Raw genomic sequence first — 14,282 nt, 5'->3', positions numbered from 1 at the left:
TTGGCGTCGTGACGACGTTCGTTGACCGGGTCGTCCTGCACATGCAGGCCGGCGACGGCGGGCACGGCTGTGTCTCGATCCACCGGGAGAAGTTCAAGCCGTTCGGCGGGCCGGACGGCGGCAACGGCGGCCACGGCGGCAGCGTGTCGCTGGTGGTCGACGCGCAGGTCACCACGCTGCTCGACTTCCACTTCCGGCCGCACCTGAAGGCCGAGAACGGCAAGGGCGGCGCCGGCTCGAACCGGGACGGCGCCAACGGCCGCGACCTGCTCATCAAGGTGCCGAACGGCACCGTCGTGCAGAGCCTCGACGGCGAGGTGCTGGCCGACCTGGTCGGCGTCGGCACCACGTTCGAGGCGGCCCGGGGCGGCCGGGGCGGGCGCGGCAACGCCTCGCTGGCGAACGCCCGCCGCAAGGCGCCGGGCTTCGCCGAGCTGGGTGAGCCCGGCGACCGGCTCGACGTCGTGCTGGAGCTCAAGAGCGTCGCCGACGTGGGCCTGGTCGGCTTCCCCTCGGCCGGCAAGTCGTCGCTGATCTCGGTGATCTCCGCGGCCAAGCCGAAGATCGCCGACTACCCGTTCACCACGCTGGTGCCGAACCTGGGCGTGGTCCGGGTCGACAACCACACCTTCACCGTCGCCGACGTGCCGGGCCTGATCCCTGGTGCGGCCAGCGGCAAGGGCCTGGGCCTGGAGTTCCTCCGCCACGTCGAGCGCTGCGCCGTGCTGGTGCACGTGATCGACACCGCGACGCTGGAGCCCGGCCGCGACCCGCTCGCCGACATCGACGCCATCGAGTCCGAGCTGTCCCAGTACGGCGGCCTGGCCGACCGGCCCCGGCTGGTCGCGCTCAACAAGGTCGACGTGCCGGACGGCAAGGACCTCGCCGACATCGTCCGCCCCGACCTGGAGGCGCGTGGCCTGCGCGTCTTCGACGTCTCCACCGCCACCCGCGAGGGTCTGCGCGAGCTGACGTACGCGATGGCAGAGCTGGTCGAGCAGGGTCGCCGCGCCGCCCCGCCGGCCGAGCCGACCCGGATCGTGATCCGCCCGAAGGCGGTCGACGACGCCGGATTCACCATCGAGGCCGAGCCGGACGGCTCGTACACGGTGCGCGGCAGCCGGCCGGAGCGCTGGGTCAAGCAGACCAACTTCGACAACGACGAGGCGGTGGGTTACCTGGCCGACCGGCTGGCCCGCCTCGGCGTCGAGGAGAAGCTCGCGAAGGCCGGCGCGCAGGCCGGTGACCTGGTGCGCATCGGCGACCGGGAGTTCGACTGGCAGCCGACGCTCTACGCCGGCGTCGACTTCGTACCCGGTAACCGGGGCACCGACGTACGGCTCGAGGAGAAGTCGAACCGTCCGTCGGCGTCCGACCGGCTGGCGGCCCGCAAGGCCCGCCGGGTCCGGCCGGAGGACGAGGTCGAGGCCGCGCCGGTGGCGGAAGCGGACGCCGAGTAGCCGTTTCCGGGTCGGTGGCGGGAAACCTGCGCGAAATCAGGCCGATCTAGCGTACGGGCATGTTGATCGAGTCCCGTCCCGCCACCGATCCGGAGATCGCCGCGCTCGTCGTCGCCCAGCAGCGTGAACTGCGCGACGCGGACGGCGGGCTGGACGGGCAGGTCACAGTCGTGCACACCGACATCCACTACCTGGCCGCCGTGGTGGGCGGCCGGGCCGTCGGCTGCGGTGGGCTCCAGGCACTCGACGCCGACACCGGCGAGCTGAAGCGGATGTACGTGCGTCCGGCGTACCGGGGGCGGGGCATCGCCCGGCAGATGCTGGTGGCGCTGGAGGAGCTGGCGTTCCGGCACGGGCACCGCACGGTGTGCCTGGAGACCGGCACCTACCTGCCGGCCGCGATCGCGCTCTACCGATCAAGCGGTTACGAGCCGATCCCGGTGTACGGCGAGTACGTGGACAACCCGTACAGCGTCTGCTTCGCCAAGCGGCTGCCGGTGGCGGCCTGACCGGTGGCCTGACGCTCGGGGCGAGCGTGGTCGCGGTTGTCCTCCGGCCCGGCGCCGGGCCGGGGCAAACGCCGCGCCGGCGTGTCGCGCCTGGTCAGGGGCGGTCGAAGGGTGCCTCCACCGGGGTGCCGGTGCCGAGGTTGTTGTTGAGCAGCAGACCGGCGGCGAGCATGCCGAACCCGAGGACCAGGTGCAGCCAGTTGTCGGCGTCGTTCACCGGCACGAAGTTGGCAGCGGTGTCGCGGTCGATGGCGAAGCCGTACAGCCACAGCACCAGGTAGAGCGCGCCGCCACCGGCCAGGAAGACCCGCGCCCCGGCCAGCCGCCGGGCCATCACGAGCCCGACCAGCCCGAACAGCAGGTGCACCAGGTTGTGGAGCACCGACACCTGGAACACCCCGAGCAGCTTCGCCTCGGAGTGGTGCCCGGCGAACGTCAGCTCGCCGTAGTGCGTGGTGATGCCGGGAATGAAACCGAGCACGCCGATGAGCGCGAAGACGGCGGCCGCCGCGAGGGCGACCTTCTGCACCGCAGGCCGGGCGGGCGCGTGTTCGCGCAGGTCACGTGCCATCCCTGTCACCCCCGTGGAACTCGCCGCCGCCCGGGCGGGCGGGCACCCCATTGTCTGACCGGGGCAGGGCACTCCCGCAGAGAATTCACGAATCAGGCATGGAGCCGCCGACCTGGGGTAGGGCGATTGTCACGCGGAAACAGATCCGCGTACCCCCCGAAGACACCCCGCTGGGAACACACGAGCGGAAGGGACACCATGACTCAGGATCTTTCCCCCAGTTCGGCCACGTACCAGTCGACGAACGGTGGTGGCGGCGTACGTGACCAGGCCCGCCAGGTCGGCTCCGACGCCGCGAACGCGGGCGGCGCCGTCGCGCAGACCGCCAAGGAGCAGGGCCGGGAGGTGGTCGGCGAGGCCAAGCGGCAGGCCCGCGACCTCTACGGCGAGACCCGCACCCAGGTCGCCGCCCAGGCCGGTCAGCAGCAGCAGCGCGCCGCCAGCGGACTGCGCTCGCTCGCCGACGAGATGCGCACCATGGCGCAGCAGGGCGGCGGCTCCGGGCCGGTCACCGAGCTGGCCCACCAGGCGGCCGAGCGCGTGCACGGCGTGGCCGGCTGGCTGGAGCAGCGTGAGCCGGGTGACCTGCTCAACGAGGTGAAGAGCTACGCCCGCCGCAACCCGGGCACGTTCCTCGTCGGCGCGGCGCTGCTCGGCGTGGTCGCCGGGCGGCTCACCCGCAACATCACCGCGCTCGGCGACGACAACAGCGGCGCGCGGCCGGCGTACGACCCGGACCGCACCGCCGTCATCCCGACCGCGCGTGAGGTGCCGGACCAGGTGCCGCCGGGCGGCTACCTCGACCCGACGCCGGGCAGCTACGCCGAGCCGGACCCGGGCTACTCCGCGCCGGGCGCGACCTACCCGACCGGCGGCGCCCCGAACACCTGGGCCGACCCGGCGGGTGGCACCGGTCAGCCGCTGCCGCCGCCGGAGCGCACCGACCCGCTGCCGGGTGTCCCGTCGACCGGCGCTCCCCGCCCGTGACCGGCCGTATCGGCAGAAGGGAGGCGACGGCGTGACCGTACCCACGCAGGACCCCGGCTATCAGGCGGCGGGTGCCCCGCCCCATGCCGACGAGGTGCGCGGCAGCTCGCTCGGCGACCTGATGCGTCAGGTCACCACTGACCTGTCCACGCTGATGCGCCAGGAGGTCGAGCTCGCAAAGGCGGAGATCCGCCAGGAGGGCAAGAAGGCGGGCAAGGCCGCCGGACTGTTCGGCGGCGCCGGCTTCGGCGGCTACATGGTGGCGCTCTTCGTCTCGATCGCGATCTGGCAGTTCCTCGACAACGTCATGGACTCCGGGCTGGCCGCGCTGATCGTGGCCGTCATCTGGGCCGCTGTCGCGGCGGTCCTGTACTCGATGGGCAAGAAGAACGCCGAGCGGATCCGCGGCCTGAAGCAGACGAACGACAGCGTGCAGCGCATCCCCGACGCGCTCAAGCCGCACCCGGAGGGAGTCATCCGATGAGCACCGATCCCGAGCAGATCCGCCGCGAGATCGAAGCCACCCGCAACAACCTCAGCTCGGACGTGGACGCCCTGGCGTACAAGGTCAGCCCGAGCCGCATCGTCGACGACCGCAAGCAGCGCGTACGCAGCGCGCTGACGAACGTGAAGGACAAGGTGATGGGAACCGCATCGGATCTCGGCCACGGCACCGGCCACGCCGCCCACTCGGTGGGCGACCACGCCTCCTCGATGGCGTCCACGGTGGGCGACAAGGCGCAGTCCGCCGCCGCCACGGTGAGCGACGCCGCGCACCGGGCGCCGCAGGTGGTGCGGCGCAAGTCCGAGGGCAACCCGATCGCCGCCGGCGTGATCGCCTTCGGTGTCGGCATGCTGGTCTCCTCGCTGATCCCGGCCACCCGCCGCGAGCAGCAGGTCGCCGCGCAGGTCAAGGAGAAGGCCGCCGAGCACGGCGGCGTCGTCAAGGAGAAGCTGGGTGAGGTCGCCACCGAGCTGAAGGACGAGCTGCGCGAGCCGGCGCAGCACGCCGCCGAGTCGGTGAAGGCCACCGCGCAGGACGCCGCGTACGCGGTCAAGGACGACGGCCGCGCCGCCGCCCAGGACGTCCGGCACAGCGCCGAGCAGGTGCGGTCCTCCTGAAGGTCCGCGCTCTCGGTTGGGAAGGGCCCCTTTTTATCGCCTGGGCGACAAAAAGGGGCCCTTCCTTACACCTCGGCGCGCAGCGGCGGCGGGGGCACCGCCCCGGTCTCCACCCACAGCACCAGATCGTCGGGGCGGCGCCGCGCCATCCGCCGGCGCAGGACCCCTGTGGGGTGGGCCGCCGTCCGCAGCCGGGCGCCCGCGTAGGGCACCCCGCCGCGCAGCCGCCGGCCCACAGCCAGCCACGCGCACAGGCCACGTTCCAGCACCCAGGCGGGCGCGGCCAGGCTCGTGTGCGCCGGGAAGACCCGGGCGCCGCCGGCCCGTCGCCGGCCCAGCTCCGCCACGGCCACCGTCGCCAGTCCGGCGCGCAGCAGCAGCCCGGGCCGGCGGGTGGCGAGCGCGACAGCCGTCGCCGGCAGCACCGTCAGCGCGGCCAGCAGCCACACCGGCCGGGCCGTCTCGTCGTACGCCTGCCGGACGCGCTGCCCGAGGAAGTGCGCGACGGAGGGCGGTAGCCGCCGCACGTACAGCCACGCCGGGGTGGCGGTGCTGCCGCCGTACGCGCGCACGGTCCGGACCAACTCCAGGTTCTCGAAGAGCACGTCGGGGTCGTAGCCGCCCATCGCCAGGAACGTGCTCCGCCGCACCCCGAGCGTGCCCGGCCAGTCCCCGCCGAACACGCGGGCCAGCAGCGTCCGGCCGGTGTCCCACCAGGCGTGCCAGGGCAGCGGGTCGAAGTGGTTCTGCGGCCGGACCAGGTCCACCCCGTCCAGCAGCTGGTGCACCGCGCACAGGGCCGCCCGGTCGTACCGGACGTCGTCGTCGGCGATCACCACGTGCTCGTGCCGGGCCAGCGCGACGCCGGTGAGCACGCCGAGCACCTTGCCGTTGCGCCCGCGCAGCGCCGGGTCCGGCGGCACGTGCCGGACCAGTCCGCGCCAGGCTTCGGCGTGCCGGGCGAACGACTCCGGCGCCGATCCGTCGACCACCACCACGTCGACCCACCGGCTCAGCTCGCGCAGGTACCCGGTCAGCTCGTCCAGGCCGCCGTCGTCGTGGGCGCGCAGCGGCAGGACGTACGCCATCGGCAGCCGGACCGACGCGGACGCGGCGCCCGCGTCGCGTGGCGGCGCGGCGGTCGGTAGGGTCATGTCGTCTCCCCTCGTGGCGGGTGACGCGACTTGCCCGGAATGCGGCTGCTGAAACCGTTCTGGCCGGCTGTGCCGGTTAGCGCAGCCGGATATCGCGGCCGGCGAGATCGACCCCGGCTCGGCCCGGTTCAGCGCAGCGGGCGTACCCCACCGGCCGGGCGTGCGCCGTCGGCCGGGCGTACCCCGTCGAGCACCAGCCCGCCGGGTGGCAACGCCGGCATGGCCCCGAGGTCGAGCGCCAGGTCCTGCGGCGGAACGCGGTAGCTCATCGCGCCGGTCAGGTTCGTCACCGCCCGCTTCATCAGCTCGATCGTGATCCACTCACCGGCGCAGCGGTGGCCGGTGAAGTGGTCGCCGCCGCCCTGCGGGACCAGGCCGAACGGGTCGTCGCGCCAGCCGGCGAAGCGTTCCGGCCGGAACCGTTCCGGCTCCGGCCACACGTCGGGGTGGTGGTTGGTGCCGTACAGGTCGAGCAGTACCCGCCGGCCCTGCGGGAACGCGTAGCCGCGCCACTGGAACGAGCGTCGGACCCGGGCCGCGGCGACCGGGAAGAACGGGTAGTAGCGGCGTACCTCCTGCACGAACTGCTCGGTCGCGGCGTCGTCGCCCGGCAGCCGGTCCCGCCAGTGCGGGTGGTCGTGCAGCGCCAGCGCGGCGAAGACCACGTACCGGTCCACCGCGACGGTGGGGCGCAGCACGTTGAGCAGCTCCACGGCGGCGATCCGGCGCGGCAGCGGCAGGCCCCGTTCGTCCCGGTGCCCGGCCACGACCGCCAGCGCGCTGCCCTCCGGGGCGGGCACCGCGCCCGCTCGTACCCGCTCGATCAGCTCGCCGGCCCAGCGTTGCGCGTGCCGGCGGCCGAGCCGTCCGCGCCAGTGCCGGGGGCCCAGCGCGGCCGGCGCCTCGATCATCGCGTGCATCTCGGTGGTACGGCGCGGCACGTCGGCCTCGGCCAGCGGAACCCCGGCCCAGGCCCAGACCGTACGGGTCAGGATCCGGCCCACCTCGTCGTAGAGCACCACCGGGCCGCTGCCCGCCCAGTCGAGGATCCGGGCCCGCCACTGTTCGTCGAAGATCTCCCCGAGGCGGCGGATCGCGGCCGGCGTCATGATCGACATGAACATCGCCTTGCGGACCAGGTGGGCCTGCCCGTCGAGGCCCTGCACGCCGCCGACGCCGGTGAGCGTGCGCTGCCCGCGCATGGGCATGGCGCCGCGCCTGACGAACCGCTCCTCGTCGTAGAACAGCTCGGCGGCCTCCCGGCCGCGCAGGCAGATCGTCGGCTCCAGCAGCAGCCGGGTCTGGAAGACGTCGCTGCCGAGGCGGTCGCAGCGGGAGCCGACGAAGCGGTAGCCCTCCCGGAGGAACGCCAGTGTGCTGTCCGGGCTCCGGTCGCTCGGCATGGTGCTCATCTCGGCTGCTCCTGACGCGGTTCGGCGGCGCTGCCTGCCTACCCGGGCCGGCGCGGCCGAACCCTCCATTCCAGCAGCTCCGGCCCTGGGGGAGGGGCCGGGCCACGCGGGCGGGCGCTGGCCCCTCCCCGGGCGCGGAAAAGCTGGTTGGCTCGGGTTCGCGGACCGGCGGGCGACCGGCCCGCCGCCCGCCGGCGCGACGTCCGGCGGGCGTCACAGACGACGGGGGAGGGCACCGATGCGTGACGACAGGGCGGCACGACGGCACCGCGAGGCACCGGCCCGGCTGCGCGGCGACGGCCGCGACGGGCCGCTGATCGGCACGCCCCGGCGCGCCGCCGGCCGCCCACCGCGCTACTTCACCGTGCACCTGGGCTTCGCCGCCGACGATCCGGCCGTCGCGCGGGAGCACGCCGTGGCGTACGCCGAAGCACTCGGCCTGCTCCGCCCGGAGCTGGCGCTCGGTGCGGCGGCGCTGTCCCCGGCGGACGCCTGGCACCGCGCCGAGCGGCTGTTCTGCGACGCCGCCGGGCCCGACGGCGAGCGCTGCGCCGACGTGGCCGGTCACCCCGGCTTCCACCACGCGCCCGGCCCGGGTGGGCTCGGCTGGGGCGACGGTGACTGAGGTGCGCTCAGTCCAGGTCGAACTCGCCGTCCTGGGCGCCCGCGACGAACGCGTCCCACTCGGCCTGGGTGAAGACCAGCACCGGCCCGTCCGGCTCGGCGGAGTTGCGCATACCGATCAGGTCGTCGACGAAGGCCACTTCGACCGCTCCCTCGGAGGTGTCGCCCTCAGCCCGCTGCCAAACCGCCCGGGAGAGGTCGAAATCGCCCTTGGGGTGCTGACCCATCGCTGCTCCTCCATCGCCATGCGTAACGAGACGGCCCGAGCGGACCTCATCGGGCAGGATAAGCGGATGCCGAGCCTCACCCGTGCAGAGGCGACCGCGCGCCGCGCGTCGATCACTGTCGAGTCCTACGATGTGGACCTCGACCTGACCGGCGACGCCGAGCGGTTCCGCTCCGCCGTCACCATCCGGTTCCGGGCCACCCCCGGCGCCGAGACCTTCGTCGACGTCAAGCCGCGCCGACTCCTCGCCGCCCGCCTCAACGGCAACGACCTCGACCCGGCCCTGCTGGTCGGCGACCGGCTGCCGCTGACCGGCCTGGCCGAGGACAACACGCTCACCGTCGAGGCCGAGATGGCCTACTCCAACACCGGCGAGGGGCTGCACCGTTTCGTCGACCCGGCCGACGGCGAGACCTACCTCTACGCGATGTCCTTCCTGGACGACGGGCCGCGCATCTTCGCCGCGTTCGACCAGCCCGACCTGAAGGCGCCGGTGACGCTGACGGTCACCGCGCCGCCGGAGTGGACCGTCGCCGCCAACGGGCCGCTCGCCGACCGCCCCGCGCCCGGGCGCTGGGAGTTCGCCACCACCGAGCCGCTGGCGACCTACTTCGTCTCGCTGATCGCCGGGCCCTGGCACGTGCTGCGCGCCGAGCACGACGGCATCCCGCTCGGCCTCTACTGCCGGCGTTCGCTCGCCGCCCACCTGGACGCCGACGCCGAGGAGATCCTCACCGTCACCCGGCAGTGCTTCGACCGCTTCCACGAGCTGTTCGCCGAGCGTTACCCGTTCGGCAAGTACGACCAGGCGTTCGTGCCCGAGTTCAACGCCGGCGCGATGGAGAACCCGGGCCTGGTCACGATCCGCGACGACTACGTGTTCCGCTCGGCGGTCACGGACACCCAGCGTGAGCTGCGCGCCACCACCATCGCCCACGAGATGGCGCACATGTGGTTCGGCGACCTGGTCACCATGAGCTGGTGGGACGACCTGTGGCTCAACGAGTCCTTCGCCGAATACCTGGGCACCCGGGTCACCGCCGAGGCGACCCGGTTCGACCGGGCATGGACCACGTTCGCCAGCCGCCGCAAGGCGTGGGGCTACACCGCCGACCAGCGTCCCTCCACCCACCCGGTGGCCCCGGAGGAGGTCGCCGACGCCGCGCAGGCGCTGCTGAACTTCGACGGCATCTCGTACGCCAAGGGCGCCAGCGTGCTGCGCCAGCTCGTCGCCTGGCTCGGTGACGAGGCGTTCCTGGCCGGGCTGAACGCGCACTTCGCGGCGCACCGGTTCGGCAACGCCACGCTCGCCGACCTGCTTGCTGCCCTCGGCGCGGCGAGCGGTCGCGACCTGGACGGCTGGGCGGAACGCTGGCTGCGCCGCGCGCAGGTGAACACGCTGCGGGTCGACACCGCCGTGGACGCCGACGGCCGGTGGACCGACGTGGCGATCGTGCAGACCGCCCCGGCGAGCCACCCGGTGCTGCGACCGCACCGCATTGGCGTGGCCCACCACACCGCGGACGGCCCGGCGTACCGGTTCGAGGTCGACCTCGACCCGGACGCCGACGGTGGCCGCACGCCGCTGCCGGAGCTGGTCGGGCGGCCCGCCACCGGGCTCGTGCTGCCGAACGCCGGTGACCTGACGTTCGCGAAGATCCGGCTCGATCCGGCCTCGACGGACGCGGTGCCGCTGCTGCTTCCCGGGCTCGACGATTCGCTGGCCCGGGCGCTGCTCTGGGCCGAGACGCTGGACGCGGTCACCGACGGGGAACGGCCGGCCGGCGCGCTCGCCGAGCTGATCGGGGCGGCGCTTCCGGCCGAGACCGAGGTGACGATCGTCGAGGACGTGCTGCTGCTCAGTCGCCGGCTGATCGACCGCTACCTCGATCCGCTCGCCCGTGACGCGGCGCTGCTGCGGGTGGCGAACGCCTGCACGGCGCTGCTCGACTCGGCGCCCGCGGGCGGCTCCCTGCAACTGGCGGCGGCGCGGGGCCTGATCGGCGCGACCACCGACACGGTCATGCTGACCGGCTGGCTCGCCGGCAAGGACGTGCCGCCGGGGCTCGCGGTCGACGCCGACCTGCGCTGGGCGGTGCTGCGCCGGCTCGTGGTGCTCGGGGCCGCCGGTGCGCCGGAGATCGACGCCGAGGCCGACGCCGACCGCAGCGCCACCGGTGCCGAGCAGGCCGCCGCGTGCCGGGCCGCGCTGCCCGACGCCGACGCGAAGCGGGCCGCGTGGGAGATCGTCACGCGCAGCACCGAGCTGTCGAACCGGCTCGTCGAGGCGACCGCCGAGGGCTTCTGGCAGCCCGAGCAGGCCGAGCTGACCGCCGGGTACGTGGAGCGCTACTTCACCGACATGCCGGCGACGGCGCGGCTGCGTACCGCGTGGGTGGCCGACGCGGTCACAGTGGCCGCATACCCCCGCTACGCCGTGTCGCAACCCACCCGGGAAATGGCCGCGGCGCTGCTGGCCCGCGACGACCTCACGCCCGGCCTGCGGCGATGGGTGACCGACCTGGACGACGACATGCGCCGGGCGCTGGTGGCCCGGACGGCGGTGGCCGCCGCGGCGGCCTGACCGGGGGCACGCCGGGCGGGGACCACCCGCCCGGCGTGGCCGACCCCGCCCGAGACCGCCCGCCGCGCGGCCTACGATCGCGGGGTGGAGGAAGACATCCAGCGGGTCGGCATCATGGGCGGCACGTTCGACCCGATCCACCACGGGCACCTGGTGGCGGCGAGCGAGGTGGCCGACCGGTTCGGCCTGGACGAGGTCGTCTTCGTGCCGACCGGGCAACCGTGGCAGAAGGCGGAGGAAGCGGTCACCCCGGCCGAGGACCGCTACCTCATGACGGTGATCGCCACCGCCTCCAACCCGCGTTTCCAGGTGAGCCGCGTCGACATCGACCGGGGCGGCCCCACCTACACCGTCGACACGCTGCGCGACCTGCACGCCGAGTACGGCCCGAAGGCCCAGCTGTTCTTCATCACCGGCGCGGACGCCCTGGAGCGCATCCTCTCCTGGAAGGACCTGGACGAAGCGCTCGAACTGGCCCACTTCATCGGCGTGACCCGGCCCGGTTTCGAACTCACCGACAAGCACCTGCCGGCCGACTCGGTGAGCCTGGTGCAGGTGCCCGCGATGGCGATCTCCTCGACCGACTGCCGCGCGCGGGTCGCCCGGGGGGAGCCGGTGTGGTACCTGGTGCCCGACGGTGTGGTGCAGTACATCGCGAAACGGCGTCTTTACCAGCGGTGATTCGCCCCCGTGTGTCCCGGTTCATGCCTGAAATCGACCAGAACTGACAAGTCGCCGCACCGCCGGGTGTGAGACGCTTGGAGGGTCGCACGGTTGATCGAAGGAGAACGGTGACAGTTTCCGAACGCGCGCACGAGCTGGCGATGGCCGCCGCCCAGGCCGCGGCCGACAAGAAGGCACAGGACATCGTCATCATCGACGTGGGCGACCAGCTCGCGATCACCGACGCGTTCCTGCTGGCCGCCGCTCCGAACGAGCGTCAGGTGCTCGCCATCGTCGACGCCATCGAGGAGCGCCTGCTGGAGCTGCCGGAGAAGGCCAAGCCGGTGCGCCGCGAGGGCGAGCGGGGTGGCCGCTGGGTGCTGCTCGACTACGTCGACATCGTGGTCCACGTCCAGCACACCGAGGAGCGCGAGTTCTACGCCCTCGACCGGCTCTGGAAGGACTGCCCGCAGATCCCGTTCACCGATCGCGACCTGGCCGACTCGGCCGCCGGCACCGCCACCGCCGAATGACCCGCCTGATCGTCTGGCGGCACGGCAACACCGACTGGAACGCCGCGAGCCGGGTCCAGGGGCAGACCGACGTGCCGCTCAACGACCTCGGCCGGGAACAGGCGCGCGCCGCCGCGCCGGTGCTGGCCGCGCTGCGCCCGGACGCGATCGTCGCCAGCGACCTGCGCCGGGCCGCCGACACCGCCGCCGCGCTCGCGGCGCTGACCGGGCTGCCGGTCCGCTCCGACGCCCGGCTGCGTGAACGGCACTTCGGCCAGTGGCAGGGCCTCACCCTGACCGAGGCGGCCGAGCGGTTCCCCGACGAGTACGCCCGCTGGCGGGCCGGCGACCCCGACCCCGGCGCCGGCATCGAGCCCCTTGGTGACCTGGGCGCCCGGCTCGGCGCCGGGTTCCAGGACGCGGCCGACCTCGCCGTCGGCGGCACTGTCGTGGTGACCACGCACGGCGGCGGCGCCCGGCAGGGCGTCGGGCACCTGCTCGGCTGGGACCACACGGTGCTGCGCAGCCTCGGCTCGCTGGCGAACTGCCACTGGACCGAACTGCGCCACGACGACGTGCGGGGCTGGCACCTGCGTGCGCACAACGTCGGCCTGATCACCCAGCCGGCGCTCACCGACGCCGTCTGACACCTCCGGCCCCGGCAACTCACAGGGCCATCGGCTAGCGTGCCGGTCATGCCCGTCGCGGTCGTCACCGACTCCACCGCCTACCTGCCCCCCGACGTGGTCCGCGCACGCGGGCTCACAGTCGTCCCGCTGACCGTCGTGCTCAACGGCGCGGAAGGGCTGGAGGGCGTCGAGACCTCCCCGGCCGACGCCACCCGCGCGTTCAGCGGCCGGCGGGTCTCGGTGAGCACGTCCCGGCCCGCGCCCGAACAGTTCGCGCAGGTCTACCGCACGCTGCTCGCCGAGGGCGCCGACGGTGTGGTGTCGGTGCACCTGTCCGCCGAGTTGTCCGGCACCGTCGAGGCCGCCCGGCTCGCCGCCGCCGAGGTCGGCGAGGACAAGGTCACCGTGGTCGACAGTCGGTCCACAGGCATGGGCCTCGGCTTCCCGGCGCTCGCGGCCGCCGCGGCCGCCGCGCGGGGCGCCGACCTGACCGGGGTACGCGACGCGGCGCTGGACGCGGTCACCAGGACCACCATCTACTTCTACGTCGACACGCTGGAGTTCCTGCGCCGGGGCGGCCGGATCAACGCGGCCGAGGCACTGCTCGGCACCGCCCTCTCGGTCAAGCCGATCATGCACATGCCTGACGGCGCGATCGTGGTCAAGGACAAGGTCCGTACCGCCAGCCGGGGCGTGGCACGCCTGGTCGACCTCGCCGTCGAGGCGGCAGGCGACGCCCAGGTGGACCTCGCCGTGCACCACCTCGCCGCGCCGCAACGCGCCGAGCAGTTGCTGACGGCGCTGACCGAGCGGCTGGGCGATCGCCTGCACGACACGTACGTCACCGAGGCCGGAGCGGTCGTCGCCGCGCACGCCGGGCCCGGGCTGGCATGCGTGGTGGTCCACCGCCGCACGCCCTAGGGTGGCCGGATGAGCCCACTGTCGTACGTCGTCACCGGCGGCGGGCGCGGCGTCGGACGGGCCGTCGTCGAACGGCTGGCCGCAGACGGCGGCACAGTGGTCGTGGTCGAGCGGGACACCAGCGCGCTGGACTGGCTGGCCCGGCATCCGCTCGCCGACCGGCTGCACGCCGTCACAGGCGACGCCGGCGACGACGCGGTCACCGGGCGGGCCGCCGACCGCGCCGAGGCACACGCGCCGCTGGCCGGCTGGGTCAACAACGCCGCCGTCTTCCGCGACGCCGACCTGCACCGCGCGCCCGCGAGCGAGGTCGTCGACCTGATCGCGCTCAACCTGCGCCCCGCCGTGGCCGGGGCCGGCACCGCCGTACGCCGGTTCCTGGCCGCACGCACCGGCGGCGCGATCGTCAACGTCTCGTCCCACCAGGCCCGCCGGGCCGTGCCGGGTGCTCTGCCGTACGCCACCGCCAAGGCCGCGCTGGAGGGGCTGACCCGGGCGCTCGCCGTCGACTACGGTCCCCGCGGGATCCGCGCCAACGCCGTCGCACTCGGCTCCATCCGCACCGAACGGCACGCCGCCTACCTGGCCGGGCTCGACCCGGAGGGGGCGGCACACGTCGACGCGGAGATGGCCCGACTGCACCCGCTCGGCCGGATCGGGCGTACCGACGAGGTGGCCGAGGTGGTCGCGTTCCTGCTCTCCGACCGCGCCTCCTTCGTCAACGGCGCGACGGTGCCGGTTGACGGGGGACGGGCCGCGCTCGGGCTGGACCCGGAGGCACGCTGAGCTTCGCCTCCCGGCTGCCCTAGCACAGTCAGGGCTTGATCGGGATCCTGTCCACAGTGCGCCCGCTGTCCACAGGTGAGAGTTCACCGGCCGACTGTTGACGAGCCGTCGCCGTAGCGTCC

The 14,282-nt window shown here is 73.9% G+C and carries 16 protein-coding genes; 12 read left to right on the top strand and 4 right to left on the bottom strand.

Features of this window, described 5'->3' with window-relative positions; all coding sequences use genetic code 11:
- Window positions 1-8 precede the first annotated feature (8 nt).
- Both obgE and SM452_RS27220 read left to right on the top strand, forming a co-directional pair.
- Window positions 9-1,460: a GTPase ObgE gene (gene obgE / locus SM452_RS27225; RefSeq protein ID WP_355511794.1), complete on the top strand. Its 1,452-nt coding sequence runs from the start codon at window positions 9-11 to the stop codon at window positions 1,458-1,460.
- A 59-nt stretch (window positions 1,461-1,519) separates the two neighbouring features.
- Window positions 1,520-1,969, top strand: coding sequence for a GNAT family N-acetyltransferase (locus tag SM452_RS27220; protein ID WP_463840982.1), 450 nt, complete (start codon window positions 1,520-1,522; stop codon window positions 1,967-1,969).
- A 94-nt stretch (window positions 1,970-2,063) separates the two neighbouring features.
- Here SM452_RS27220 and SM452_RS27215 read toward each other — a convergent pair whose 3' ends face one another.
- A complete protein-coding gene (locus SM452_RS27215; RefSeq protein WP_262015209.1) occupies window positions 2,064-2,528 on the bottom strand; it encodes a DUF4383 domain-containing protein in 465 nt (154 codons plus the stop codon).
- A gap of 210 nt (window positions 2,529-2,738) precedes the next feature.
- Here SM452_RS27215 and SM452_RS27210 point away from each other — a divergent pair, with 210 nt between their 5' ends.
- The 3 genes from SM452_RS27210 to SM452_RS27200 are packed head-to-tail and all read left to right on the top strand — an operon-like array spanning window position 2,739 to window position 4,649.
- On the top strand, window positions 2,739-3,527 hold the full coding sequence (locus SM452_RS27210; RefSeq protein ID WP_355511797.1) for a hypothetical protein: 789 nt from the start codon (window positions 2,739-2,741) through the stop codon (window positions 3,525-3,527).
- 31 nt (window positions 3,528-3,558) lie between these two features.
- A complete protein-coding gene (locus tag SM452_RS27205; protein WP_013288004.1) occupies window positions 3,559-4,011 on the top strand; it encodes a phage holin family protein in 453 nt (150 codons plus the stop codon).
- On the top strand, window positions 4,008-4,649 hold the full coding sequence (locus tag SM452_RS27200; protein ID WP_262015127.1) for a DUF3618 domain-containing protein: 642 nt from the start codon (window positions 4,008-4,010) through the stop codon (window positions 4,647-4,649). The genes SM452_RS27205 and SM452_RS27200 overlap by 4 nt, the downstream gene beginning before the upstream one ends.
- 65 nt (window positions 4,650-4,714) lie before the next feature.
- On the opposite strand, the gene SM452_RS27195 is transcribed toward SM452_RS27200, so the two are convergent.
- Window positions 4,715-5,803: a glycosyltransferase family 2 protein gene (locus tag SM452_RS27195; protein ID WP_463840981.1), complete on the bottom strand. Its 1,089-nt coding sequence runs from the start codon at window positions 5,801-5,803 to the stop codon at window positions 4,715-4,717.
- A gap of 128 nt (window positions 5,804-5,931) precedes the next feature.
- On the bottom strand, window positions 5,932-7,215 hold the full coding sequence (locus SM452_RS27190; protein WP_463840980.1) for a cytochrome P450: 1,284 nt from the start codon (window positions 7,213-7,215) through the stop codon (window positions 5,932-5,934).
- 238 nt (window positions 7,216-7,453) lie between these two features.
- Between SM452_RS27190 and SM452_RS27185 the strand changes: the two genes are divergently transcribed.
- On the top strand, window positions 7,454-7,840 hold the full coding sequence (locus SM452_RS27185; RefSeq protein WP_463840979.1) for a hypothetical protein: 387 nt from the start codon (window positions 7,454-7,456) through the stop codon (window positions 7,838-7,840).
- A 7-nt stretch (window positions 7,841-7,847) separates the two neighbouring features.
- Here the strand turns inward: SM452_RS27185 and SM452_RS27180 are convergent, their stop codons facing one another.
- Complete coding sequence (locus SM452_RS27180) at window positions 7,848-8,066, bottom strand: DUF397 domain-containing protein (RefSeq protein WP_013287999.1); 219 nt, start codon at window positions 8,064-8,066, stop codon at window positions 7,848-7,850.
- A gap of 66 nt (window positions 8,067-8,132) precedes the next feature.
- Here SM452_RS27180 and pepN point away from each other — a divergent pair, with 66 nt between their 5' ends.
- The 6 genes from pepN to SM452_RS27150 all read left to right on the top strand — a co-directional run bounded on the left by pepN (window position 8,133) and on the right by SM452_RS27150 (window position 14,160).
- Window positions 8,133-10,649, top strand: coding sequence for an aminopeptidase N (gene pepN, locus SM452_RS27175; RefSeq protein ID WP_463840978.1), 2,517 nt, complete (start codon window positions 8,133-8,135; stop codon window positions 10,647-10,649).
- A gap of 84 nt (window positions 10,650-10,733) precedes the next feature.
- On the top strand, window positions 10,734-11,330 hold the full coding sequence (nadD, locus tag SM452_RS27170; protein WP_262015132.1) for a nicotinate-nucleotide adenylyltransferase: 597 nt from the start codon (window positions 10,734-10,736) through the stop codon (window positions 11,328-11,330).
- 110 nt (window positions 11,331-11,440) lie between these two features.
- Entirely contained in the window at window positions 11,441-11,845 is a 405-nt protein-coding gene (rsfS, locus tag SM452_RS27165) for a ribosome silencing factor (protein WP_013287996.1), read from the top strand.
- Entirely contained in the window at window positions 11,842-12,471 is a 630-nt protein-coding gene (locus SM452_RS27160; RefSeq protein WP_262015133.1) for a histidine phosphatase family protein, read from the top strand. Before rsfS ends, SM452_RS27160 begins: the two co-directional genes overlap by 4 nt.
- A 48-nt stretch (window positions 12,472-12,519) precedes the next feature.
- Window positions 12,520-13,374, top strand: coding sequence for a DegV family protein (locus tag SM452_RS27155; protein WP_463840977.1), 855 nt, complete (start codon window positions 12,520-12,522; stop codon window positions 13,372-13,374).
- A gap of 9 nt (window positions 13,375-13,383) precedes the next feature.
- On the top strand, window positions 13,384-14,160 hold the full coding sequence (locus SM452_RS27150) for an SDR family NAD(P)-dependent oxidoreductase (protein WP_463840976.1): 777 nt from the start codon (window positions 13,384-13,386) through the stop codon (window positions 14,158-14,160).
- Window positions 14,161-14,282: the final 122 nt, after the last annotated feature.

This window comes from Micromonospora sp. SYSU B005 (genome assembly GCF_055362685.1).
Note: the sequence above shows the minus strand (reverse complement) of the source record. Positions and strands in the feature narration are given on the sequence as shown.

What these genes read in the sequence shown, in the direction of transcription:
- SM452_RS27220 (WP_463840982.1), top strand. Translation starts at nt 1,520, where the DNA reads ATGTTGATCGAGTCCCGTCCCGCCACCGATCCGGAGATCGCCGCGCTC.
- SM452_RS27210 (WP_355511797.1), top strand. Translation starts at nt 2,739, where the DNA reads ATGACTCAGGATCTTTCCCCCAGTTCGGCCACGTACCAGTCGACGAAC.
- SM452_RS27200 (WP_262015127.1), top strand. Translation starts at nt 4,008, where the DNA reads ATGAGCACCGATCCCGAGCAGATCCGCCGCGAGATCGAAGCCACCCGC.
- SM452_RS27195 (WP_463840981.1), bottom strand. Translation starts at nt 5,803, where the DNA reads ATGACCCTACCGACCGCCGCGCCGCCACGCGACGCGGGCGCCGCGTCC.
- SM452_RS27190 (WP_463840980.1), bottom strand. Translation starts at nt 7,215, where the DNA reads ATGAGCACCATGCCGAGCGACCGGAGCCCGGACAGCACACTGGCGTTC.
- SM452_RS27185 (WP_463840979.1), top strand. Translation starts at nt 7,454, where the DNA reads ATGCGTGACGACAGGGCGGCACGACGGCACCGCGAGGCACCGGCCCGG.
- SM452_RS27180 (WP_013287999.1), bottom strand. Translation starts at nt 8,066, where the DNA reads ATGGGTCAGCACCCCAAGGGCGATTTCGACCTCTCCCGGGCGGTTTGG.
- pepN (WP_463840978.1), top strand. Translation starts at nt 8,133, where the DNA reads ATGCCGAGCCTCACCCGTGCAGAGGCGACCGCGCGCCGCGCGTCGATC.
- SM452_RS27160 (WP_262015133.1), top strand. Translation starts at nt 11,842, where the DNA reads ATGACCCGCCTGATCGTCTGGCGGCACGGCAACACCGACTGGAACGCC.
- SM452_RS27155 (WP_463840977.1), top strand. Translation starts at nt 12,520, where the DNA reads ATGCCCGTCGCGGTCGTCACCGACTCCACCGCCTACCTGCCCCCCGAC.
- SM452_RS27150 (WP_463840976.1), top strand. Translation starts at nt 13,384, where the DNA reads ATGAGCCCACTGTCGTACGTCGTCACCGGCGGCGGGCGCGGCGTCGGA.